The sequence below is a fragment of the Cloacibacillus porcorum genome (assembly GCF_001701045.1).
GTDB classification, from domain to species: Bacteria; Synergistota; Synergistia; order Synergistales; family Synergistaceae; genus Cloacibacillus; species Cloacibacillus porcorum.
Map to the genome: position 1 here is coordinate 2808290 of NZ_CP016757.1, position 22180 is coordinate 2830469.

Sequence of the window (22180 nt, forward strand, 5' to 3'; positions counted from 1 at the left end):
AAAAGAGCTCTCCTAAAAGGAAAGCTCTTAAAGTCTTTTTTCTGTTTTTGGTATTTTATCTATGCGTTCACCTGCTGGCCGCTCTCTTTCGCGAGTTCTTTCAGCAGTTCGCGCTCCTTCGCGGTGAGGCTCTTGGGTACCTTGACCTTGACGAGGATGTTCATATCGCCGCTGCCTTTGCCCTTGAGCCGCGGCATTCCGCGTCCGCGGATACGCAGCTTCGAACCGGCCTGCGTGCCCGCAGGGATGTCGAGTTTTTCCATGCCGTCAAAGGTTTCCACCTTGACCTCGCTGCCAAGCGCCGCCTGCGGGAAGGATATCTCCACCGTCGTATTGAGGTCGTCGCCCTTGCGTGTGAACCGGCTGTCGGGCATCACTTCCGTGAGGATGAAGAGATCGCCGGCCGGACCGCCGTTGATCCCCGCCTCGCCCTTGCTTGAGACGCGAAGCCTCGTGCCGGTGTCGACTCCCGCGGGGATTTTAACTTCAACGTTCTGGATGCGTTTGACGCGCCCCTTGCCGCGGCACTCCGTACAGACCTTGTCGATGATCTTGCCCTTGCCGTGACAGGTGGTGCAGGTCACAGTCTGCTGCATCTGACCAAACGGAGTGTTGACGACCTCGTGCATCTGTCCCGTGCCATGGCAGGTCGGACAGGCCTCTACCTTGCTGCCGGGCTCCGCGCCGCTGCCGCCGCAGTGTTTACAGGTATCGAGGCGCGGTATCTCGAGCTTACGTTTAAGTCCCCGGTATGCCTCTTCAAGGGTGATCTTGACGGTGGCCTCAAGGTCGGCGCCGCGCCGCGGCGCGTTCGGGTTTGAGGCGCGGCGGCGTCCGCCGCCGAAGCCGCCCGCTCCGAAGAGGTCCCCAAAGATATCGCCCAGGTCCTCCTGCGAGAAGGTCTGACCCTGTCCGCCAAAGCCTCCGAAGCCGCCCTCTCCGCCGAAACCGCCCGGCGGCATATCGCCCACGTAGCCGAACTGGTCGTACTGCGCCTTCTTTTTCGGATCGCTCAGCACTTCGTTAGCTTCGTTGATCTCTTTATATTTAGCCTCCGCCTCAGCGTTGCCCGGGTTTGCATCGGGATGATATTTCCGCGTAAGGCTACGGTAGGCCTTCTTTATTTCGTCAGCCGATGCTCCCCGGCTAACACCCAATATTTCATAATAGTCTTTTTTACCGGGAGCAGCCATCAGCGCTTCACCTCGCCATAAGATTTAAAATCTGCGCCGCGCCCTATAAAACCGATTGACCATATATCCGCCGGTGCGCGGCCTTTATTATTTGCCGCACAGGATTATACACCTGTGCGGCTATTTGTCAAGATTAGTTAAAAATTTTTGAACTGCCGTTTGAGCAGTCGTTCATTTCCGGAAGCGCATGCCGCAGGGCTGTCGCCCGCGGCATGCGCTTTAAAAATGTTTTTACTGATTTAATTGTCTTCTTCGTGGAATTCGGCCTCAACGGTCTCTCCGTCGGGGTTCTCTTCCTGCTGCGGCTGCTGCTGCGCGCCGGCCTGGGCCCCCGCGCTCTGGGCCGCCTGGGCGAGGACGTTCATCTCGTCCATCAGCTGCTTCGTCTCCGCCTTGATGGCGTCGGCATCCTCTCCGCTCATCTTTTCGCGGACCTTGGCGATTCTGTCGTTGACCTTCGCCTGAGCCGCCGCGTCGGCGGAGCCGGATTCCTTCACGAGCTTCTCGGCCTGATAGACCACGGACTCGGCCTCGTTGCGCGCCTCGATGAGCTCTTTGCGTTTCTTGTCGGCGCTTTCGTTGATCTCCGCGTCGCGGCGCATCTTCTCGATCTCCTCATCGCTGAGGCGTGAGGACTGAATCGTGATATTCTGCGCCTTGCCGGTGGCTTTGTCCTTTGCGGTGACGTTGACAATGCCGTTAGCGTCGATGTCAAAGGTTACCTCTATCTGCGGGATACCGCGCGGCGCAGGCTTGATGCCGTCGAGGAAGAAGCGTCCCAGCGAGACGTTGTCTCCCGCCATCGCGCGCTCGCCCTGCAGTACGTGTATCTCGACCTGCGGCTGGTTGTCGGCCGCCGTTGTGAATACCTGGCTCTTGGAGACCGGTATCGCGGTGTTCTTGTCGATTATTTTCGTAAAGACGCCGCCGAGGGTCTCAAGTCCGAGCGAGAGCGGCGTAACGTCGACAAGGACGATGCCCTGCTGCTCTCCCGCAAGGATCGCGCCCTGGATCGCCGCGCCCATCGCGACGCATTCGTCGGGGTTGATGCCCTTGGTCGGCTCTTTGCCCATAAGCTCGGTCACAAGTTTCTGCACCATCGGCATACGGGTGGAGCCGCCGACGAGAAGGATCTTATTGATCTGCGAGGGCTCGAGTCCGGCGTCCTTCATCGCCGTCTTGACGGGGGCGATTGTCTTGTCCAGCAGACTGCGCGTGAGATCCTCAAATTTCGCGCGGGTGAGCTTGAGCTCGAGGTGCTTCGGTCCGTTGGCGTCAGCGGTGATGAAGGGGAGCGAGATCGTCGTCTCCTGCATCGAGGAGAGCTCTATCTTTGCCTTTTCCGCCGCTTCGCGGAGACGCTGCGAGGCCATCTTGTCTTTCAGGAGATCGATGCCGTCGCTCTTCTTGAATTCCGCCGCGAGCCACTCCACTACCGCGTTGTCCCAGTCGTCGCCGCCGAGGAGGTTGTCGCCGGCCGTGGAGAGAACCTCGAATACGCCGTCGCCCACATCGAGGATCGAAACGTCGAATGTACCGCCGCCAAGGTCGTAGACCATGATCTTATGGTCGCCCTTTTCCAGGTTCACGCCATAGGCGAGGCAGGCTGCCGTCGGCTCGTTGATGATACGGAGCACGTTGAGTCCAGCAATGGTCCCCGCGTCCTTCGTCGCCTGACGCTGAGCGTCGGTGAAGTAGGCCGGGCAGGTGATTACGGCGTCCGTAACGGCGGTGCCAAGGTATTCCTCCGCGTCCTTCTTAAGTTTCTGCAGGATCATCGCCGATATCTGCTGCGGCGTGTAGGCCTTGCCGTCAACGGTCACCGTCTTGTCCGTGCCCATCGAACGCTTGATCGAGATGATCGTACGGTCGGGGTTGACGATCGCCTGGCGCTTCGCAAGCTGCCCGACGAGTATCTCGCCGTCTTTGGTGAAGGCCACGACGGAGGGGGTCGTGCGCTGTCCTTCCGGGTTTGGTATTACTGTGACATTGTCTCCCTCTTTTACAGCAACGCAGCTGTTAGTTGTTCCAAGGTCTATTCCAATGACTTTTCCCATGTTCCATTCCACCTTTTATGATAGTTATTTATCTGATTCGTCCGGCATCTATTTTTCTATAGCTGCCCTTCTGTTACTTCCGTTTTATTACCTAATCGGCTTTAAGCCTCGCTTACAATCAGCCGTTATACTTGCCGACCCGCACCTGCGGGGCCTTAAGTACACGTCCCGCAAGCTTATAGCCGCGGCAGAGGGCGCCCACGATGTGTCCGTCCTTCGCGGCGTCGTCCACCGGCTCCATACATACCGCCTCGTGGAGAGAGGGGTCAAATTCGCCCTCAGTCGAGATAAATTCAAGTCCGAGCTTACAGAGGCCGTCGGCGAACTGTTTGATCACCATCGACATGCCCCTCGCAAGGCTGCTCTCCTTATCTTCGACCGCCGCCGCGATCCGCTCGAGGTTCTCGAAAACCGGCAGCATCTCATTTATCGCCTGTTCGGCGGCAAGCTTCGCGTTGTTCTCGCGGTCCCGTTCCATCCGGGTACGCAGGTTGAAATAATCGGCCCTGCCTCTCGCCACCTCTTCTTTGAGCTTGCGAACCTCCTCTTTCAGCGCCTCGGACTCCCCCGCTTCAGGCTGGGGAATACTCTCCTCGGCGGCTTGGACGCCTTCGAGTTCCGGCTCATCCTTCATCTGCGGCTCGCCGCAATTCGGTTTCTTCTGCTCATCCATATCTTCAGTCTCCTCTTTCGCCTGATTCGGAATCCAGCTTACGCAGCACTCCGTCTATCGCGGATATTACCTTTTCGTAATCCATTCTTTCGGGGCCGATCACACCGACTACGGCCTTCTGGCCTCCGGCCTCTCCCGTGGCGGCGACCAGCGCGGAATTTTTCATTCCCGGCAACACGTTCTCGTCGCCGATCATCACGTTTATCTCGTTCATCGAGCAGCGGTTCACCAACGCGGTCATGTTACTCTCCTCTTCGATAAAGGAGCAGAGCGCCTGTATCCGTCCCAGATCCTGAAAATCCTGCAGCTTCATGATCTGGCTGACCGAACCAGTGAATATCTTTGTCTTCTGGACACCGAGCAGTGCGTCTATCTCAAGCAGCGCCTGACTGCAGGCGTCACGGTAACTGCTTATCTCCTCCGTCAGCTTAGCCTTCAGCGAGCTCTTGATATCACTCCAGGCACAGCCTGAAAAACGGTTCAGTTTGGAGGCCAGCTCGTCAAGCTCCTCCTGCGGCATATCCACCGGCATATCGATGAACTTCTGATGGACAAGTCCGCCCTGAAGTACAACCAGCAGCAGTACGCGGAACTCGCTCATCCGCACGAAGCTCACATGATGGAAGCAGACCGTGTCAAGGGGCGTGATGGCGGCGATTCCGACGTAGTCGGAGACGCGGCTCAGCATCTCGGAGGCCGATTCAAGCACTCTTCCCAGCCCCTGCCGGTGTTCCATCATCTTTTTTAGTAATTTTACAGACGGGCCGGCGTTATTTACACGTTGAAGTACCGAATCAACGTATAGTCTATATCCCTGAGTTGTGGGAATCCTGCCCGAGGAGGCGTGGGTCTGTTTGAGAAAGCCCATGTCCTCCAGATCGGACATTTCATTTCTGATCGTCGCGGAGCTGCGTCCGGTGAGGTAACGGCGGGATACCGTGCGCGAGCCTACCGTTTCACCGCTTTTTATATATTCATACACCACGGAGAGCACGACTTCCAGCTGTCTTTCTGTGATCACCAGACCTCACCTGCCACAAAAATTTTTTCATTCCTTGTTAGCACTCAATACTCACGAGTGCCAACACCTTAACGACGAATAAATAATAATCGTCATAGAGGCTTTTGTCAATACAGGTCAAAGATTTATTTTTAAAATTACAGGTAAAATTTTTTAATTCAAAAAATTAACAAAAGGCCGTATCGCCGCGCTGTTGTTGTATAATTAACAGATGTTTGAGCTACCGGACCGGCGGTTCTTTTATCAGACGGCACAAAAGAATTTCAAAGGTTCCCAGTACTTCTGCATTATCTGCAATCGTAACAGGAGTGAAGAATATTGAAAAAAGACAAGACGTTTATCTATCTTATCAGACACGGCGAATGTGCCGGCAACAAAGAAAACCGCATCCGCGGCTGTATGGATTTCCCCTTAAATGAAAACGGCATCCTCCAGGCCCACGCCCTCGCGAAGGCGATGAAGGACAAAAATATAGAGTATATCTACTCAAGCCCGCTCTCCCGCGCGACGACCACCGCAAAGATCCTCGGCGATACGCTGGGGCTTCCATACGAGGCGCGCGAGGGCTTCTGCAACATACACCTCGGTCCCTGGGAAAACAGAAAGAAGGCCGAGCTCGCCATTGAGGAACCCGATAAATGGCAGACATGGCTCGACCAGCCGGAAGAGCTCAAGATCGACGGCGGAGAGACGCTTGACGAGGTGCGCGAGCGCGCGCTCGCCGAACTTGACCGCGTCATCGGCGAGCACCGAGGCAGCAATATCGCGCTCGTGGCTCACCGCGGCGTGCTTAAACCTCTCATGGCCGGAGCTATCGGCGTAATGCGCCCAAGCTACTGGCGGCTCCACGTCGATACGGCCTCATACAGCCTCCTTACTCACGACAGCCTCCACGGCTACTGCCTCATGGGGCTCAACTTCACGGAACATCTCGCCGGACTGCCGATAATCCAGGAGTTCGACTAAGAATGCCCGCCCACCTCATCCGCTTCGGAGATAAATGGGAGCTGACACAGGCCATTGAAAAGGTAGGCTGCGATATAAATTCCCTGCCCTACTTCGAGAACCGCCGCGAGATGCTGCAGCTCTACGTCACGGACGTCCCCGCGCCGGCGGCCAGCATCATCAAGCAGGAGATGCTCTCGCGCGGCGGCGACGCCGCCGTACACGCGCAGGTGATCACCTGCGGCGTTAAAAAGAGCGACGTCATTCTCTTCGGCACGGCGAAGCAGCTCGGCCATCTCGCAGAAAAGCTGGCACGGATGCCATGGTGGGGCCTCGGACGCCTCGCAGACGAAATACGCGGCCTGATCGCCCCGTCGCTTCCAGAGACAAGAAGACTTCCCTGCGGCACTGAGCTTCCCTTCGGAGAGAGAATGCTGCTGATGGGGATCATAAACCTCACGGACGACTCATTCTTCGCCGGAAGCAGAAGCGGCGCGGAGACCACTGAGACCGTAAAAAGGGCGCTGCGCATGGCCGAAGAGGGGGCCGACATTCTCGATCTCGGAGCGGAATCAACGAGGCCGGGAGCGGGAAGGGTTCCCGAAGAACAGGAGATATCACGCATGGAGGCGGCGGTGAGGGCGATACGAAACGAACTTCCGCATATGCCCCTTTCGATAGATACCACGCGCTCCTCCGTAGCGCGTGCCGCGCTTGCCGCGGGCGCGGACATAATAAACGACGTTTCCGGGCTGCAGTTCGATGAGGATATCGCGCACGCCGCGGCCGAGTATGGAGCGATGCTCGTCGTTATGCATATGCGCGGCACCCCAGGAGATATGCAGTCGATGTGCGGATACGATAATCTCATCGCCGAGGTCTGCTCTTTCCTCCGGGAAAAGACAAAGAGGGCCGAGGAGCTGGGCGTGCCGAAAAAAAATATTATAATAGATCCGGGCGTCGGGTTCGCAAAGGACTACAACCAAAACTTGCTGCTGATGCGCCACTGCGAAAGCTTCAAAGCCCTTGGCTATCCGCTGCTGGTCGGAGCCTCGCGAAAGGGCGTCGTCGGCGCCGCCACGCAGACAAAAAAAGCGGAGGAGCGGCTCTGCGGCACGCTTGCCCTGACCTCCGTTTGCTGTTGGCAGCGTGCGGACATCATCCGCGTCCACGATGTGAAAGAGAATAAAGAGGTCATCATGATGACAGAGGCGGTACGGGGAGCAAAATATGTCTGATCATAAAGTGGTACTGGCATTGGGCGCCAATCTCGGCAACCGCCTTGAGGCGCTCAAAAAAGCGATCATAAAGCTGGAGAGCTGCGGAATACGGACGGAGGCAAAGAGCCGCGTCTGGGAGACAAAACCCTGGGGCGTAACGGAGCAGCCGCTCTTTCTCAATATGTGCATGACGGCCCGTACGGATCTGGAACCAATCGAGCTGCTCTGTCTGCTGAAAAAGACTGAGGCTGAACTGGGCCGTTCCGCAGGTACACGCTGGGGACCGCGTGAGATCGACATAGATGTGATCTTTTTCGATTCTCTATCACTCAAGGTCCCAAAGCTGGAGATCCCCCACCCGCGCATGCACGAACGGGGTTTTGTACTGAGGCCGCTCATTGAAATCGCCCCCGACATAGTACATCCCATCCTGGGAAAGAGCGCGGCCGAACTTTTCGAAGAGCTGCCTGATTCGGAGAAGGACGGGATGGTATGGATATCAGAGGTATGACCTCAATCAAAAAAATCTTCTCCGAGCGCGGCTCAGGCGGCCGGAAGCGAAACCACGCGATGTGGTTCCTGCCGCTTCTCTTTGCCGCCGCGGCCCTGATCCTCTATCTGCTGCCGGCCGCGGAGCTGAGCGATAAAAATATCAGCATCAGAACGCTCGAAGTACCGGAGTTCCCGATCATCGTCGTCCTTGAACAGGACCGCGGCACAATAACTTCGGCGTGGCTGCGGACCCCGGCCGGGGCCAGAAGGCTCGACCAGCTCGACGGGCTTTCTTTCATCTCCAGCGATCCGGTCATTTCCAAAGTAGACCAGGATTCCAAGAACGACCTGCTCTGGCGTCTCTCGTTCACAAACCTGGAAGGAGATGGCGTACACCTATGGATCGGCATGACGACCTGGGCTCCCAGGGTCTTTATCGCCTCGACCCCCTTCCAGTACACCAGGTGGCACGCGCTGCCGGCGAAGGTAGAGGTCCCCAAAGGAACGAGCATCTACATCGCCCCCGCCGCGCCCTTCTATAAAATGCTCGACAAGCAGTACAGCGGCAAAGACAGCTACTCTTTCATATACACCATAATGCTGACGCCGGAGGGACCGGCCTTCGTTCCCGTCCCCTCCGTCTATAAACAGCTGGCGGTCCTGCTCAAAGCCGGAATGCACGGAGAGACCTCGCCCAAAAAGAGGCTAGCCTATGTGCGGATGCTAACAGAATTCAACCGTCTCGCCGAGGGCAAAGCCCCGCAGGCAGACACGCTTCTTAACTTCCCGCTGGAAAAGCTAGACACGCTTACCTGGAAAAGGTAGATATTCCCTGATATAAAAACCCCGTAAAAAACAAGAGGTTCCACGCCGCAGGTGGGAACCTCTTGTTTTGTTGACATAGCTGTATTTTTGCGCCGTTCTATGCTAAGATGTCGAGAATATATTCGTAAACCTGCTATTTCCGTTGTGCAGACCGCTTTTGAGGAGACGGATGATAATGCTGGATCACTTTAAAGATATAGAAAAGGTGCAGGAGGTGCTCCACGAAGCCCAGACAGGGCTGTGGGCGATAGAGCTCGACGAGGGGCGTGAGCCGCGGATGTATGCGGACAACGTCATGCTCGAACTTCTTGGCCTTGATCATGCTCCAACCCCAGAGGGGTGCTACCAGGCCTGGTACAGCCGTATCCACAAAGATTATTATCCCGCGGTGCACCGCTGCGTGGACAGACTTGTCTCAAGTAACAGGGCTGAAGTAGAATACCCTTGGAGTCATCCGCTGTGGGGAACGATATATGTGCGCTGCGGCGGCGTACGGGACTGGAACTATAAGGACGGCATCTGCCTCCGCGGTTACCATCAAAATATCACAGATATGCACAAAATTGAGCAGGAACATGCCGCGATCATCCAGACACTGGGGGAAAACTATGACGGCATCTTCCTCTGTAATCTGCGTGACGGCTGCTTTAAGATAATCAAGATGCCGGAAAATTACCGTGGTATGACACAGTCTTTTTCAAATTACAACGAATTGCTTAAATACTATATAAACACCGTCGCTACCGAGGAATATTGGCCCTCTCTCTTGGAACTGACAGATCCCGTTCTCATAAAGGGAGAGATCGACCGCAATATTAAACGGGTAGAACGCCTCTACCGAAACAGGGACGGAGCCTGGAGGCGCGTAAGCTTCCTCCCCTCACCGCGTTATTCCGAGAACCATCCCTGGGTTATCGCCGCCTTCGACGGGCAGGACGTCGAGGTGGAGAAAAAACTTAACGAGGTCACGGCCCAGATCGCTGTATCAAATATATACACTCTGGTCATGAGTATGGATCTTATAAAGATGGAATACAGCTGCATCCATTACTCTGGCAGTCTGCTGGACCTTGGACAGCGCGGCTCGTACGACACCCTGTGCGAACAGATATGCGCTAAAATGCCGGGAGAGGAGCATAACGAGTTCAAAGCGATATTTGACCTGAAGAACTACAGAAAACAGAGCTATCTGGAGGGCGATTTCAGGCTATGGGACAATGACGGCGTCCTGCACTACTATTCCTATTTCTCTACCCGTATCGGGCAGGGCGCGGCGGAACGAATACTGCTGACAGTACGCTGTGTCGACGACAAACGGGAGAGCAAGCGCCGCGAAAAGGTATTGTCCAATCTCTGCCGATACTATTACTCCGTCTACCTCTTCGACCTCGAAAATGACAGGGGTGAGGCCGTGTGGCGGGAAGATCATGCAGACGGCACAGATATCGCTCCCCATGACAGCCTGTCTGCATATTACAAGAAGTTTGTCGAAGAACACGTGTTCCACGAAGACCGTGAGAAGATGCTGCGCGCCGGTTCGCCTAAATTTCTGCGCTATACGCTCTCCGCGGAACAGCCCGTTTATGACGTGGACTTCCGCAGGATCTGCACCGACGGACATGTCGGCTGGGTACGGTCGCGCTTCAGCGTAGGAGAGATGGAAGATGGACACGTAAAGAGCGTCATCTTCGCAAATATGGACATAAACGAACAAAAACGCAAGGATATCGAGGAGGAGCGGCAGAAAAAGCTCTATGTGGAGTCTCAAAATATAATCAAAGGACTCTCCTCCTTCTACCATTCCGTCTATTATATTGATCTGCAGCAGGAAACCTTCCAGGTATTCACACAGCGCAGCGATATCGCGAAATATCTTGAGGAAAGCGATAATTTTAGTCTGCTGATGAAGACATACAGCTGCCATCTGATTTACAAAGACGATCAGGAACGGTTCCAGCACGAACTATCCGCGGAGGAGATCCGCCGCAGGGTAAGCCGCGGCGAATTGATCTATGCCACAGAGTACCGCCGCGATTACGGAGGTATGTACGGATGGATGAGGGTCCACACGATAGTTGCTGAAAGCCGCAACGGCACACCGGTAAAGGTCATTTTAGCCGCCCATAATATCGAGGAAGAAAAGAAGCAGAAAGAACAAAATCAGCTTGCGCTGATAACCGCCTATGAGGCCGCCAAGACGGCAAATGAGGCGAAGAGCAACTTCCTTGCCCAGATGTCCCACGACATCAGGACGCCGATCAACGCCATCGTCGGGATGTCCGCTATCGCGGCGGCGCACCTTGACTGCCCCGAACGCGTCACAGACTGTCTAAGTAAGATCAACGTATCCAGTAAACACCTGCTTGAACTGGTAAACGAGATACTGGATATGTCAAAAATAGAAAAGGGGAAGCTGGAGTTACATGAAGAACCGTTTCAAGTCAGTGCGTTTATGTCCGACATCGCCGTTATCATACAGCCAAGCGTTTTGGAAAAATCCCTGCACATCAGCTTTGACAGCGACAATGTAAAACACAATGATCTCATCGGCGATGTTGGAAGGATCAGACAGGCCCTTCTCAACATAGTGACCAACGCCGTTAAATACACTCCCGCCAACGGCAGCATCAAAGTTTGCGCAGAAGAGCTGCCCTCGCGCGACAGCGGCAGGATATGTCTGGTATTCACGGTAGAGGACGACGGCATCGGCATCTCCAAAGAATTTCTCAGCAACATATTCCTTCCGTTTGCGAGGGAGGACAGTTCCGAGGTCCGCAAGGTGCATGGCACAGGGCTCGGCATGCCGATCGCTCAGGGAATAGTCGCCACTATGGGCGGCAGCATCGAAGCCGAAAGCCGTCTGGGAGAGGGAAGCAAGTTCACCGTCACCCTGTTTTTAAGGGCGGCGGCCCAGGAGACGGAGGACAAACCGGCCGCCGCTGACGACATAAAAATGGTGGAATGGAAGAGCAAACCCAGGCTGCTGCTGGCAGAGGACAACGAACTCAACATGGAGATCGCGACCACTATACTGCGAGAGTCTGGACTTGCGGTGGACTGTGCGGAAAACGGAAAAGAGGCCGTAGATATCTTCCTGAAATCAGCGCCTGATAGATATCAAGCGATCCTGATGGATATACAGATGCCCATTATGGACGGCTACACGGCGGCCCGTGAGATACGCGGCAGCGAACATCCGCAGGCACGCGATATCCCGATAATCGCCGTTACGGCCAACGCCTTCGCGGAAGACGTCGCGAAAGCGCTGAGAGCGGGGATGAACGACCATATCTCAAAGCCGATAAATTTTGAGAATTTAAAGAAGCTGCTGCAAAAATATCTTGCATGATACTTGTCACAGGCATAACAAATCCAACAACTCACACACAAAACAAAAGCTGGCCCCGTAAGGAAGCCAGCTTTTAAGATTTAATCTCCGCCGTTAAAGGACCGCACGTTAATATTTAAGGCCGAATATGGGGTGGAATATCCTCTCATCGTGCAGGAAGCTCGCCTGCTCGTCAAAGGACTTCTTCGCTTCGGCTCCGAGCGAGACCGCAAGCGACGAGGTGAGCACGTGCGTAAGGAAGATCGGGCCGATGATGCTGCTGCCGAAGGTCGGGCTGTTGGCCGAAACATTGAGCTGAAGCTCGGCAAAACGGCAGACGGGGGCGGCGGCGCTGTCCGTCATGGTGATAACTTTCGCGCCGTTCCGATGGGCGATCTCCACCGACTCCGTAACCTCCACGGCATAGCTCGGAAGCTCGCAGACGATGACGACGTCGCCCTCACGAACCCCGCGCACCTGCTCCCAGAGAGAGAGGCCTCCGCGGCGGCAGAGGAAGGCGCGGCATCCCATTATCGTAAGGCGTATCTGCATCAGCTCCATGACCAGCGACGATATGCCCCATCCAATACAGTAGATGTTGTTGGCGCCTTTGACTATCTCGTTGAAGCGGTCAGTCTCTTCAGGCGAAAGCTGAGCCATCGTATCGTCAAGGTTCGCGTGTTCTGCCTTGAAGACGCTGTCGGGGAATGAGTCGCTTGAGTTTACCGCCCGCGCCAGCAGCGCCGCAGGATTGATCTGCTCGAGAATCGTCTTCTGGAGGCAGGCTTTGAGCTCCGCGTATCCGGAAAAGCCGAGCATCTGGGCGACGCGCACAAGCTGCGCCTTGGAAACCTTAAGTTCGTCCGCTATATCACCAATTGAACGAAAGGAGGCCTCGCGCATGTTGGCGAGCAGATACTCCGCAACACGGCGCGCCTTGTTCGGCATCGTATGTGCTTTTTCCATCAAAAGGTTCTGTAACTGCGTACTGTCCATCTAAATACACTCCTTAAAATCATACATTTTTTGATAAATTTGTTCTGTGAAACATTTCTTATGAATTTTAGTTTTATTCTGCATACTTGTCAACCACAGTCTACTTTGTTTTATGCAAGTTCATAAAAAAAATATAAAAATACACGCCGCCGTCGGTCTGATCCACACAAAAAATGCGGGCGGCAGGAGCCGCCCGCAATATTTCAGCACAATATGCAAAGAAACAACAGCGCCGCCGTTCTATAGGGGGTCCCAGTTTCCCTCCTGGCGATCTCGCATGATTGGACAATCCACCACGCCATAGGCGGCCGTCTTGAAGCAGGCGTTGCAGGAGATACAGGCCGAAGGCCTCGCGTCATCCTCCGCCCAGCGGTTTATGAGGTCCGGCTCCGCGTTGAACGGGCGGCTCAGCCCAAAAAGGTCGGCGACGCCATCCTCCAGCAGCGCGGCCATCACGGGCAGCGAGCGCAGCCCTCCCGTCAGCAGCACCAGAGAGTTTTGCGGTGCGGATGCCCTTATCTTCGCCGCATAGGGGGCAAAGGGCGCCTCCGATTCGCCGGCTGAGACGCCGACTACGCTCGGAATATGCTCCGAAGTGGCATAACCGGTCCCTGAAGAGACCTCTACGACATTCACCCCGTCACGCAGCAGCGTAAGGGCGGCCTCGGTACCCTCATCGGAGCCGTATCCGCCCTCAGCGCCCTCCGTGGCGCTTATCTTGAGCCATACGGAAAAATCAGCGCCAACGGCCCCGCGCACCGCGGCATATACCTCGCGCGTGAGCCGCAGACGGTTCTCAAAACTACCGCCGTAACGGTCTTCACGGCGGTTGATGAGCGGCGAAAGAAACTGCGTCAATAGGAAACCGTGGGCTCCGTGTATCTCTACGCCGTCGGCTCCGCCATCTTTCGCCCTTTTGGCCGCCGCCGCGAAATCGCGGCAGACCTTTTTTATATCCTCTTCTGACATCGCCTGGGCGATGATATCGCTGCCAGGGTATTCGCCGCCGCTCGGAGAATAGGCGGGCAGCCCCCTCGAGGAGGCCGACATGCGCGCGCCGCCGGCGTGGCATATCTGTACGACAAGCTTTGAACCGGCTCCATGGACGGCGGCGGACAGCTGCCGGACGTCGCCGACGGCCTCCTCCACGTCGATCCCCCACTGCTTCGGCGCGGCCTGTCCCTCGGGGCTGACGTACGCAAACTCCGATATCACCGTGCCCGCGCCTCCGGCCGCCGTCTCCGCTTGGCGCGATATCGCGGCGGGCGTGGCTCGGCCTGTCGCGCCGTCACAGGCGCCAAGCCAAGTCGCCGCCCTGACGAAGCGGTTTTTTACTGGAAATGTTTTATTCTCAAAGGGCTCGAATAATTTTATTATCTGCGCCCTCTCACATGTCTCCCTCATTTACCCGACTCCCTTTTCTGCCCTTTGATCTGTCCTTGATCAAGATTCAGCTTTCATATACTATCTGTTTCGCGGCCTCATTTTCTGATATTCCGGCGTGTATTGCAAGGCGTTTTATACCAAAACCGCCATGACCGCGAAATTTTGAGATATCGCGGCGCGGGACCTGCCAGGGGCCTTTGGGAACAAGCTTCACAAGCCTCCTGGCCTCCGCCTCCGCAAGTATCAGTTCGCCAAGCGCCGGATGGTGCGGCCCCGCCTTAACCTCCGCTGCCAGCGACACCGTCTCCTGCAGACCGATCCGGATCGGCACAAAGCCAAATACCACGGCGAGCTCGATAAACTCCCCGCCCCATAGGGCCGCCTCCTCCACCGAAAGCGGGCGGTACTCACCCCTCCGATAGAGCCGTTCGAGCTCCGTACCCGCGATCACAAGGCATGGATATAGACGCAGCTCCCAGCGTTCACTGCCCTTGAGCTCCGCAAGCCTCGTAAGGTCACGCAGGCTGCTCTCCCTGCGCTGTCCCGGCAGCCCGATCATCATCTGAACGCCAACCGGCAGGGAATCCTTCATGAGGAGCGAGATATCCTCGAATATCTTTTCCGGGGCGGCCTCCCGGCGGCAGGCGGCGAGAACGGCTGGGTCAAGCGTAGGGATACCCAGCTCGATACGCGAGACGGGATATTTTTTTATCAGCGCGCGCAGCGCATCGTCACGCAGGTCCCCCGGATAGGTAGAAAAGCGTACGGCGCTGCCCGCCGGAGCGTATTCCGCGACGCAGTCGAGGTATGCCTTTATCGTCTCTTCAGGGAAACGGCAGAAAGAGCCGCCGAAATAGCATATCTCCCGCGGCTCTTTGATATCTTTCAAAACGGCGCGGACATAATCGGGACTCGGTACCTCCGTCACCCCGGTTATCGCCCGCTGATTACAGTATACGCACTGCCCGCGGCACCCGGCGAAGGGCAAAAAAAAGGGCAGCTTCTTCAATTTATCCGCCATCAGTCCACGCCCCTAATTCCAGTCGCAATACTGGTTTTCCTCCCACTCGGGCCAAGCGGCGGCCCAGGCGAAGCTGTCGGCGCGGTTTTCAAAACTTTCCATCGAAACAAACGTATGCTGCCAGAAACGCGCGCCCTTAGTATGGTTCAGCAGATGATAAAGCTCATGAAATATTGCAAAACGCTGCCAGAACGGAGGCAGCTGTGAGTTGACGAATACGCGTCCGCGCTCGCCGCGCACCAGATGTATCCCCCAGACTCCTATCGGAAGGGGCTCGTATTTTATCTCAAGAGAGAGTCCCGTCAGCTCTTCGGCCTTTGCCAGGATGTCAAACTCATCGAGGCGCTGCCATTGGCTCCCCTCCTGCCGCGCCCATTCCGGAATTACCGGCGGAGGGGAGGGGAAATCATCAAAACTTTCTTCCTCTAACTCTTCGGCGTTATTCTCCGGCTGCATCCTTTTCATCCCAGTCGTCAAGAGCGGCTTCGATGACACGATAGACCCGGCGGAGCTCCTTTTCCGAAAGCTTCTTGCTGCGGTACCAGATCTCAAGCTCGCCGTTGTCAAGCATCGATTCCAGCTGCACGCGCCCCGGCTTGTCGGGAGTGGAAAAGTCCATAAGAAGGTCCGTAACCTCAACGTTGAGCGCCGGCGCCAGTTTCTGAAGAAGTTTCATTGAAGGAAGGCGGCGGTTGCTCTCAAGCGCCTGAACATAAATACGGCTCACTTCCACTTTGTCAGCAAGTTTCTGCTGTGTGAGGTGCTGCGCCTTACGAAGTGATTTGATTCTATTACCTAGACTCATTTTTCACAGGCTCCCTTTCCATATGAAGTTTTGTAATCAACATGAGACTTGTTCCTATTATATTACAACAATATCAAGAGTATGACAACTAATAGATTATATCTTTCTGCAAAAAATTCAAAAAATATGTACAACTTAAAAGATCTGCCGCGCCGCCCGGGCTCACGCGCAGCGGCAGGAAAGCGGCTTCCAGCGCGTACAGCGGCCGGTAGTCGGGGCGCTGCGGGTCAAACTTCACCGCTGTATCCGCGACGAGACGCGGGTAGACATCCCTCCAGTAGCCGTATCCCGCCCGGTGTATCACATTGCTGTCCTCGCAGACCGCCATTATCGCAAGCAGTGCGGCCAGCCCCGCGTCGTTCTCCGCAGCTCCGCCGTCCAAGGCATTCCTCAGAGCGGAAAGGCCGTCTTTGACAACGGATGGAAAGGCCCTCTCCGCTTCGCCGCGGACGCCGGTGATACCGTACTCTAAAAAGAGCCTCTCTCCATTCGACAGAGGCCTATCCGGACTCTTCGCGGCCAGCGGCCCAAGCTCCCTCGCCACAGCGCCGCTCACGGCGCGCGAGGCGGCCCTTGCCGCGCCGTCCGCCGACGCCTCGCCCTCCGTCGATAACATATAGCCCGCTCCGTAAAGCAGCAGCGACATCAGATAGATCAGCCCCTTATGGGTGTTTATTCCATCCGTGGCGGCAAACATCGCGCGCTCCATCTCCGCCCCCGCCGCCCGCAGCTCCCGCATCGCCTCCGACGGCGGCGTTCCGTTGAGACCGGTACGCGCCTGTGCCTCCCAAAAGGGAGCGATCGCCTGCGCGCTCTTTATAAAAAGCGCGCAGTCCATATCCTCATGGCATCCGCTTCCCTCAGCGTCGACAAGCCCAGGCTTCGGAGTCGTAAGCACCTCGCGGACCGCCGCTTCGTGCGCCGCCGAGGCCAGCAACTTAGCCGCTCTTGACTTCATGGGCATTCTGCCGCATACTCTATAATATTTATGTAACAAGGAGCCTCAGTTATATGCATGCAATTCCCTCCGGGGTAAAAATCATCTTCAATAAAATAACGCAAAGATTCTCCGACTGCAAGCAAAAGAACGGAGGAGCGGGAAAGTTTATGCTCCGCGTTACGGTCTTATGCGCCCTTCTGGCCTCTCTCCCCCTCATATCCGGCGCGGTGCACCGCGAAGCCGCAAGCGACTGGCGCGAGGGCTGGCGGGAGTGGAAAAGCGGCGACGCCGCAGCCGCTCTGAACAGCTGGTCGAAGAACCCGCTGACCTCACCCTTTGAGATACGTCCCGCGCGCGTCGCCTACTGGAAGATACGCGCCCTCGAAAGGCTTGGCAGAGGCGAGGAGGCCGCCGTTGCCGCCTCGCTGCTCGCCCTGCGTCATCCGCTTGACTTTTACAGCCTGGTGCTGGCATATGAAGGGCGGTATCCGGCCCTCACGCGGCTCGTGCGCTCGGCCTGCGCGCGCGCCGCCTACATACGGCGATGGAACGGCGAGGTCGCGGTGGCCTCGGCAAAGACCGGAGTCTCACAAAATATCCTGCTGGGGCTTATCAGGCAGGAGAGCAAATTTAACGAACAGGCCGTGAGCCGCTCCGGGGCCGTGGGGCTCATGCAGCTGATGCCATTCACGGCGCGCGAGGCGGCGGCGCGCCTTAAAAACGAGGAACTTTCGCCCTATGACCCGACACACAATATTATGCTGGGGGCGGCATATTTCGCCCACCTAAAGGCAAGATTTTCGAACAAGCTGCCGCTCGCGCTCGCAGCCTATAACGCCGGCGCGGCCTCGGTCTCACGGTGGGACACGGAGGCCGGCGACTGGGTGGAATGGATAGAGGAGATCCCATACCCGCAGACACGCGAGTATGTGCGTTCAGTGCTGGAGAATATAGAGATATACAACGTAACGGACCAGGAAAAACGGAACGGAGAACCATCTTTCTTCGCGGAGGCGCTGAACCGCCCCCAGCTGATGAAAAAGGTCGCCTCCGGTAAAAGGCCGGAAGGAGTGGGCACAAATGCCAGGTGAGGGTTTCAACCCAATAGAAACGGTACGGAAATTTCTTGAAGAAAGCGAATGTTCGTCGCAGATAAGGGAGACCACGGCCACCATATTCACCGTCGCCGACGCCTCCGCGGCAGTAGGCGCACCGGAAAAAGAGATACTTAAGAGCATACTGCTGCGCGTGAACCACGGGAAGAGCTTCGCGCTCGCGCTGATGTCCGGCGTCAACCGCGTTGACACCAAAAAGATCAAGAGGCTCTTGGGGGCTTCGCACGTCTCATTCGCCGACGGCGAGACCTGCACGGAATGGTCAGGCTTCCGCCCCGGCGGCGTGCCGCCGGTGGGCTATCCGGAACAGCCGCCGACGCTGCTCGACGAGGATCTCTTTCTCTATCATACGGTGTGGGCCGCCGCCGGCACCGACCACGCCTTTTTCCCAGTCGCGCCTGAAGAGCTGCTGAGGATCACCGGCGGCACGAAGGCCGACATCAAAAAAGACTGAGCGCAGGACAACCGCAAAAGGCAGCCGCCTATATTATTAACGCCGCATAAATTATCGCCGTCTCATCCGTATCTTGAGACGGCGGCCTTTTTATTTCCCGCCGGTTACGGAAAAAGCAGCCCCGCGGCCGGAATGACGATGACCATTGACATGACGATCCTCATCACGTATACCACCGTCATCTGCCAGAAGCGCAGCGGGATGTTTGAATGCCACACATGCAGACCGACCTCGGTAAGGTTTATCAGCCCCGTTATCGAAAGACAGATACAGATGAAACGGGCCTGCTCAGTGAGCAGCAACCGTCCATAGGTGACGGCGAGGAACTGGTCGACAAAGGAAAAAACCGTCGCGGAGGCGATTATACTCGACTCCATCGCCCCCATCGTTTTAAGCGCCGTCTCCGCGGGAACGGCCAATATCTTCACTATGCTTGTCGTTTCGGCAACCACGAAGAGCAGCGTTCCGAATGTCACCATCAGCGGTACGGTGCTGAAAAGCAGCGTGTATATTATCGCCAAGCTCTCATGCAGATACTGCTTTACGTTCATATGGCGCGCCCTCGCCGTCCCCCTAAGCATCGCCCAGCCAAAGAGCGAATGACCGTGACGCTCTCCCGTGTGATGCGCGTGGTAGTTGTCACGCCCCAGGTAATAATTATCCGGTATCGTCGAGAGCGGCCATATCCGCGGCAGCACCGCAGCCAGCAGGATCATCGTGAGATAGACGACGAAAAGTATCTGCGGCATCGCGTACTCCATATAGAAAAGCTCTGCGATCGCGTAGATATTATATATACCGGCGAGCGAGAAACCACAGACGATCGCCGCCGCCTCGCGGTCCGTATAATAACCTGCGTCGTACATCTTCGCTGTGAATACGACCGCCATCGAGCTGCTGCCTAGCCACGAGGCGACACAGTCGATCGCCGCGCGTCCCGGCACGCGGAAGAGCGGGCGCATAATAGGACTCGCGTAAACGGCGATAAACTGAACAAGGCCAAAATCCATGATCAGAGGCGCCCATATCCCAAGGACGATCGCGAGCATAATAAGGCGCGGAGCCAGATTGTTGACGATAAACGAGGCCTTCGCCACAAATATGCTGAGCGGGCCGCCGATACCAAGATAGTGCTGCGAGCCAAAAAGCACAAAGAGCGAGATCGGCAAAGCGCAGACGCGCGCGGCGAACCATACGGGACCGCCGGAGAGATTCTCGTGGAGAATATGGTTCTCTATTATCCACCTGGGCCTGAAAAACCTCGCAGACACCGTTAAAAGCGCCACAACGAGAGAGAGAGCCGAAACTATAAGCGGCTGCCACCCGATGATCGACATCATCAAAAATTCTTTAGCGTGCCCGATCAGAGTATTCATCCCTCCGTGCAGCGGGAAAGGAACGAGAAAGACGCCGATCCCCAGCAGAGATGGTATTACAAATTTAAGCAGATTCTTCTTGTCGTGTGTTACAGATTCCAAGTTACAGCTCTCCGTGTTCCGGTAAATATTCCTCGATGAAAAAGGCCTCTCCCAGCCCCGTCTCCTCAAGTTCGGACAGGACTGGGGGACCTGGAAGCGGCCATCCAAGCTCACGGCAGGCGGCGGCAAATTCGTGGATCACGTAAGGAGCTCTCGCCAGCACATCTTCCTTTGACGAACCCTCGACCCAGCAGCCGTTCAATCCGGGAAAATTTCCGATCCACAGCGGCCCTTCGGCGGCCCGCTCTTCGTAGACGACGATTGGATAGCCGTACCTCTCCATTAGCCGCCCATCACCATTTCGAAGATACGCAGGAAATTCTCGCCCAAAATGGCGTCCGCCTCGTCCTCTTTATATCTTTCACGCACAGCCTTGATAAATCTCTCTCCGGCGTCAGCATGGTCCTTGAAAAGGTCCGTGTTCCCCTCACCGATATATCCGGCGTTGATTGCCAAGAGACAGGCGCAGAGATCCAGTCCCAGCCCGGCGTGCTCCACGCCATAACGGCGGACGACATAGTCTAGATGGGCAAGCAGCGCCTCCGGGGTCCTCGCGGAACGCTCCTCCGCCGCGAAGGGGCCATAGGCGTTCATGCCCGTGACGCCGCCAGCCGCGGCGAGTGATTCAAGCTGCCAGTCGGCGAGATTCCTTGGCGACGAGGACAGCGCGCGGCAGTTTGAATGCGAGGCGATGAAGGGAACCTTCACAATATGGGCGACCTCACGGAAACCGGCGTCGTTCAGATGGCTCACGTCTATCACCATGCCCAAACGGCAGGCCTCCGCCACCAGTTCGCGTCCGAAGTCGGTAAGCGAACCCTGAGACGAGGCTGGCGCCTCCGCCTCAAACGATACGCCGTCGCAGACATAATTGCGCCGCGACCAGGCGAGTCCCAGAAGCCGAACGCCAAGCTCATAAAATACGCGCAGCAGAAGGATATCGCGTCCAAGCGGCTCCGCGCCCTCGAGAGAGAGAAACAGGGCGACCCTGCCGTCGTCCGCCGCCGCGCGGCACTCCCTCACGCTGCGGCATAGCCGGAACGAAGCGGACTCCTCAAGGTCGGCATACAGCGCCGATATCTGATCGAGCGCGTTTCTAAGCGCCCCCTCGGGTACCAGCTCGTCAAGGATAAAAACAGAACAGACGACGGCGTTTATGCCGGCGGAGCGAAATCCGGGCAGAAAACGTCTCTCCAAAACGGCATGCTCTCCGCGCCGGCGCAGGGCCAGCACATCGAGCAGCATGTCAAAGTGCGCGTCAAGTACGATCTTCGTCTTCATTTTAATCTCAGCCTCTGCATATCACAGCGCATAAGATCAAACCAAAGCAGAGTATGCTCCAGCCCTCCCTCAAGCCCCGCGAGAATTTTAAGCGCCTCCGCCGCCTGCACCGAGGCGATAAACGGCGGTATAAAGGGCGGGTTGCCTGTAGTAAGTTCTATTCCCTTATCAGGGAGTTCCGAGCTCTCCCACAGCGGCCTGTCCTGCGGCCGCAGCACCGCCGCCTGGCCGAAAAAGCCGGCCACCGCCCCGTGAACGAAGGGAATGCCGAGCCTCCGGCAGAGGCTGAATACATCACGGCGTCCGCGGTTGTTATCCAGCGCGTCGAGCACCACATCTGCCGGAGAGAGAAGCTCCGCGCCGTTCGCCTCATCTATAAACATCTGATAATATTCCGCCGTGACGCCGGAATTGACCTGTCTTACACGCTCGGCGGCGGCGGCGGCCTTCGGCTCACCGATATTTTCCTCCGTCGCGTAGAGCTGGCGGTTAAGATTATTTTCGTCAAAGACATCGCCGTCGATAAGAATAAGCCGCCCCACGCCGGCGCGGGCAAGAATCTCAGTTATCCAGCCGCCGAGTCCGCCGCAGCCTGCCACAGCCGCGCAGGACTCAAGCAGCCGCGCCTGTCCCTCAAGGCCGAAGGTGCCGATCGTGCGCTCATAGCGCGCGGGGCAAAGCCCTCCGCGCAGCGCGGCGATCTCCGCCTCACGAACCGACAGGCCGCTTAAAGAGGCCGCCTCGCGGCAGACGGACAGGGAAACGGTGAGAACGTCTCCGTGACGCGAGGCCCGCTCCGCCATATATTCAACCGGTTCTTTAAAACTCAAAGACATCCCTCCGCCGTCAGGATATAGATATCACGGACCTTTGCCGCGCATATCCCGCGCCGCAAAACGCCGCGAGAATATTTTACCCCATAATTGTGTAATTTCACAATTTATCAGCCA

General features: G+C 56.6%; 21 protein-coding genes. 7 read left to right on the forward strand and 14 right to left on the reverse strand.

The window, feature by feature from the left end; all coding sequences use genetic code 11:
- Positions 1-59 precede the first annotated feature (59 nt).
- From dnaJ to hrcA, 4 genes are all read right to left on the reverse strand, one after another.
- Positions 60-1193: a molecular chaperone DnaJ gene (dnaJ, locus tag BED41_RS12765; RefSeq protein ID WP_066747011.1), complete on the reverse strand. Its 1134-nt coding sequence runs from the start codon at positions 1191-1193 to the stop codon at positions 60-62.
- A gap of 239 nt (positions 1194-1432) precedes the next feature.
- Positions 1433-3250, reverse strand: a complete 1818-nt coding sequence (dnaK, locus tag BED41_RS12770) for a molecular chaperone DnaK (RefSeq protein ID WP_066747014.1) — start codon at positions 3248-3250, stop codon at positions 1433-1435.
- Positions 3251-3368: 118 nt separating this feature from the next.
- Positions 3369-3923 carry a nucleotide exchange factor GrpE gene (locus BED41_RS12775; RefSeq protein ID WP_066747017.1) on the reverse strand — a complete coding sequence of 185 codons (555 nt, stop codon included), beginning with the start codon at positions 3921-3923 and terminating at the stop codon, positions 3369-3371.
- Positions 3924-3927: 4 nt separating this feature from the next.
- Complete coding sequence (hrcA, locus tag BED41_RS12780; protein ID WP_066747020.1) at positions 3928-4944, reverse strand: heat-inducible transcriptional repressor HrcA; 1017 nt, start codon at positions 4942-4944, stop codon at positions 3928-3930.
- Between the two features lie 318 nt (positions 4945-5262).
- On the opposite strand from hrcA, the gene BED41_RS12785 reads away from it, so the two are divergent.
- The 5 genes from BED41_RS12785 to BED41_RS12805 all read left to right on the forward strand — a co-directional run bounded on the left by BED41_RS12785 (position 5263) and on the right by BED41_RS12805 (position 11775).
- Entirely contained in the window at positions 5263-5910 is a 648-nt protein-coding gene (locus BED41_RS12785) for a histidine phosphatase family protein (RefSeq protein WP_066747023.1), read from the forward strand.
- 2 nt (positions 5911-5912) lie between these two features.
- Positions 5913-7127 carry a dihydropteroate synthase gene (folP, locus tag BED41_RS12790; protein ID WP_066747026.1) on the forward strand — a complete coding sequence of 405 codons (1215 nt, stop codon included), beginning with the start codon at positions 5913-5915 and terminating at the stop codon, positions 7125-7127.
- Positions 7120-7620: a 2-amino-4-hydroxy-6-hydroxymethyldihydropteridine diphosphokinase gene (folK, locus tag BED41_RS12795; protein WP_066747028.1), complete on the forward strand. Its 501-nt coding sequence runs from the start codon at positions 7120-7122 to the stop codon at positions 7618-7620. Before folP ends, folK begins: the two co-directional genes overlap by 8 nt.
- Positions 7602-8426 (forward strand): hypothetical protein, encoded by an 825-nt coding sequence (locus BED41_RS12800; protein WP_066747033.1) that lies wholly within the window; start codon positions 7602-7604, stop codon positions 8424-8426. Before folK ends, BED41_RS12800 begins: the two co-directional genes overlap by 19 nt.
- Before the next feature lie 175 nt (positions 8427-8601).
- On the forward strand, positions 8602-11775 hold the full coding sequence (locus BED41_RS12805) for a PAS domain-containing hybrid sensor histidine kinase/response regulator (protein ID WP_066747036.1): 3174 nt from the start codon (positions 8602-8604) through the stop codon (positions 11773-11775).
- A 108-nt stretch (positions 11776-11883) separates the two neighbouring features.
- Here BED41_RS12805 and BED41_RS12810 read toward each other — a convergent pair whose 3' ends face one another.
- The 6 genes from BED41_RS12810 to BED41_RS12835 form a co-directional block, all read right to left on the reverse strand.
- The gene (locus BED41_RS12810; RefSeq protein ID WP_066747039.1) at positions 11884-12750 is read right to left on the reverse strand and encodes a MurR/RpiR family transcriptional regulator; all 867 of its coding nucleotides are present in this window, start codon (positions 12748-12750) and stop codon (positions 11884-11886) included.
- Positions 12751-12990: 240 nt separating this feature from the next.
- A complete protein-coding gene (locus tag BED41_RS12815) occupies positions 12991-14154 on the reverse strand; it encodes an oxidoreductase (RefSeq protein WP_084002459.1) in 1164 nt (387 codons plus the stop codon).
- A 46-nt stretch (positions 14155-14200) separates the two neighbouring features.
- Positions 14201-15157, reverse strand: coding sequence for a radical SAM protein (locus BED41_RS12820; protein ID WP_066747041.1), 957 nt, complete (start codon positions 15155-15157; stop codon positions 14201-14203).
- A 12-nt stretch (positions 15158-15169) separates the two neighbouring features.
- Positions 15170-15613 carry an ImmA/IrrE family metallo-endopeptidase gene (locus BED41_RS12825; protein ID WP_066747043.1) on the reverse strand — a complete coding sequence of 148 codons (444 nt, stop codon included), beginning with the start codon at positions 15611-15613 and terminating at the stop codon, positions 15170-15172.
- Entirely contained in the window at positions 15597-15962 is a 366-nt protein-coding gene (locus BED41_RS12830; protein WP_066747045.1) for a helix-turn-helix transcriptional regulator, read from the reverse strand. Before BED41_RS12830 ends, BED41_RS12825 begins: the two co-directional genes overlap by 17 nt.
- Positions 15963-16050: 88 nt before the next feature.
- Positions 16051-16920, reverse strand: a complete 870-nt coding sequence (locus BED41_RS12835) for a triphosphoribosyl-dephospho-CoA synthase (protein ID WP_066747048.1) — start codon at positions 16918-16920, stop codon at positions 16051-16053.
- Between the two features lie 53 nt (positions 16921-16973).
- On the opposite strand from BED41_RS12835, the gene BED41_RS12840 reads away from it, so the two are divergent.
- Positions 16974-17993: a lytic transglycosylase domain-containing protein gene (locus BED41_RS12840; protein WP_066747050.1), complete on the forward strand. Its 1020-nt coding sequence runs from the start codon at positions 16974-16976 to the stop codon at positions 17991-17993.
- Positions 17983-18471 (forward strand): YbaK/EbsC family protein, encoded by a 489-nt coding sequence (locus tag BED41_RS12845; RefSeq protein ID WP_066747053.1) that lies wholly within the window; start codon positions 17983-17985, stop codon positions 18469-18471. Before BED41_RS12840 ends, BED41_RS12845 begins: the two co-directional genes overlap by 11 nt.
- A gap of 104 nt (positions 18472-18575) precedes the next feature.
- Here BED41_RS12845 and BED41_RS12850 read toward each other — a convergent pair whose 3' ends face one another.
- From BED41_RS12850 to BED41_RS12865, 4 genes are read right to left on the reverse strand one after another with little or no spacing between them, the layout of a single operon-like run.
- On the reverse strand, positions 18576-19949 hold the full coding sequence (locus BED41_RS12850) for a YjiH family protein (RefSeq protein ID WP_066747056.1): 1374 nt from the start codon (positions 19947-19949) through the stop codon (positions 18576-18578).
- A 1-nt stretch (position 19950) separates the two neighbouring features.
- Entirely contained in the window at positions 19951-20232 is a 282-nt protein-coding gene (locus BED41_RS12855) for a type II toxin-antitoxin system HicB family antitoxin (protein ID WP_066747059.1), read from the reverse strand.
- On the reverse strand, positions 20232-21230 hold the full coding sequence (locus BED41_RS12860) for a dipeptidase (protein WP_066747062.1): 999 nt from the start codon (positions 21228-21230) through the stop codon (positions 20232-20234). The genes BED41_RS12855 and BED41_RS12860 overlap by 1 nt, the downstream gene beginning before the upstream one ends.
- Positions 21227-22060, reverse strand: a complete 834-nt coding sequence (locus tag BED41_RS12865; protein WP_229712311.1) for a HesA/MoeB/ThiF family protein — start codon at positions 22058-22060, stop codon at positions 21227-21229. Before BED41_RS12865 ends, BED41_RS12860 begins: the two co-directional genes overlap by 4 nt.
- Positions 22061-22180 lie beyond the last annotated feature (120 nt).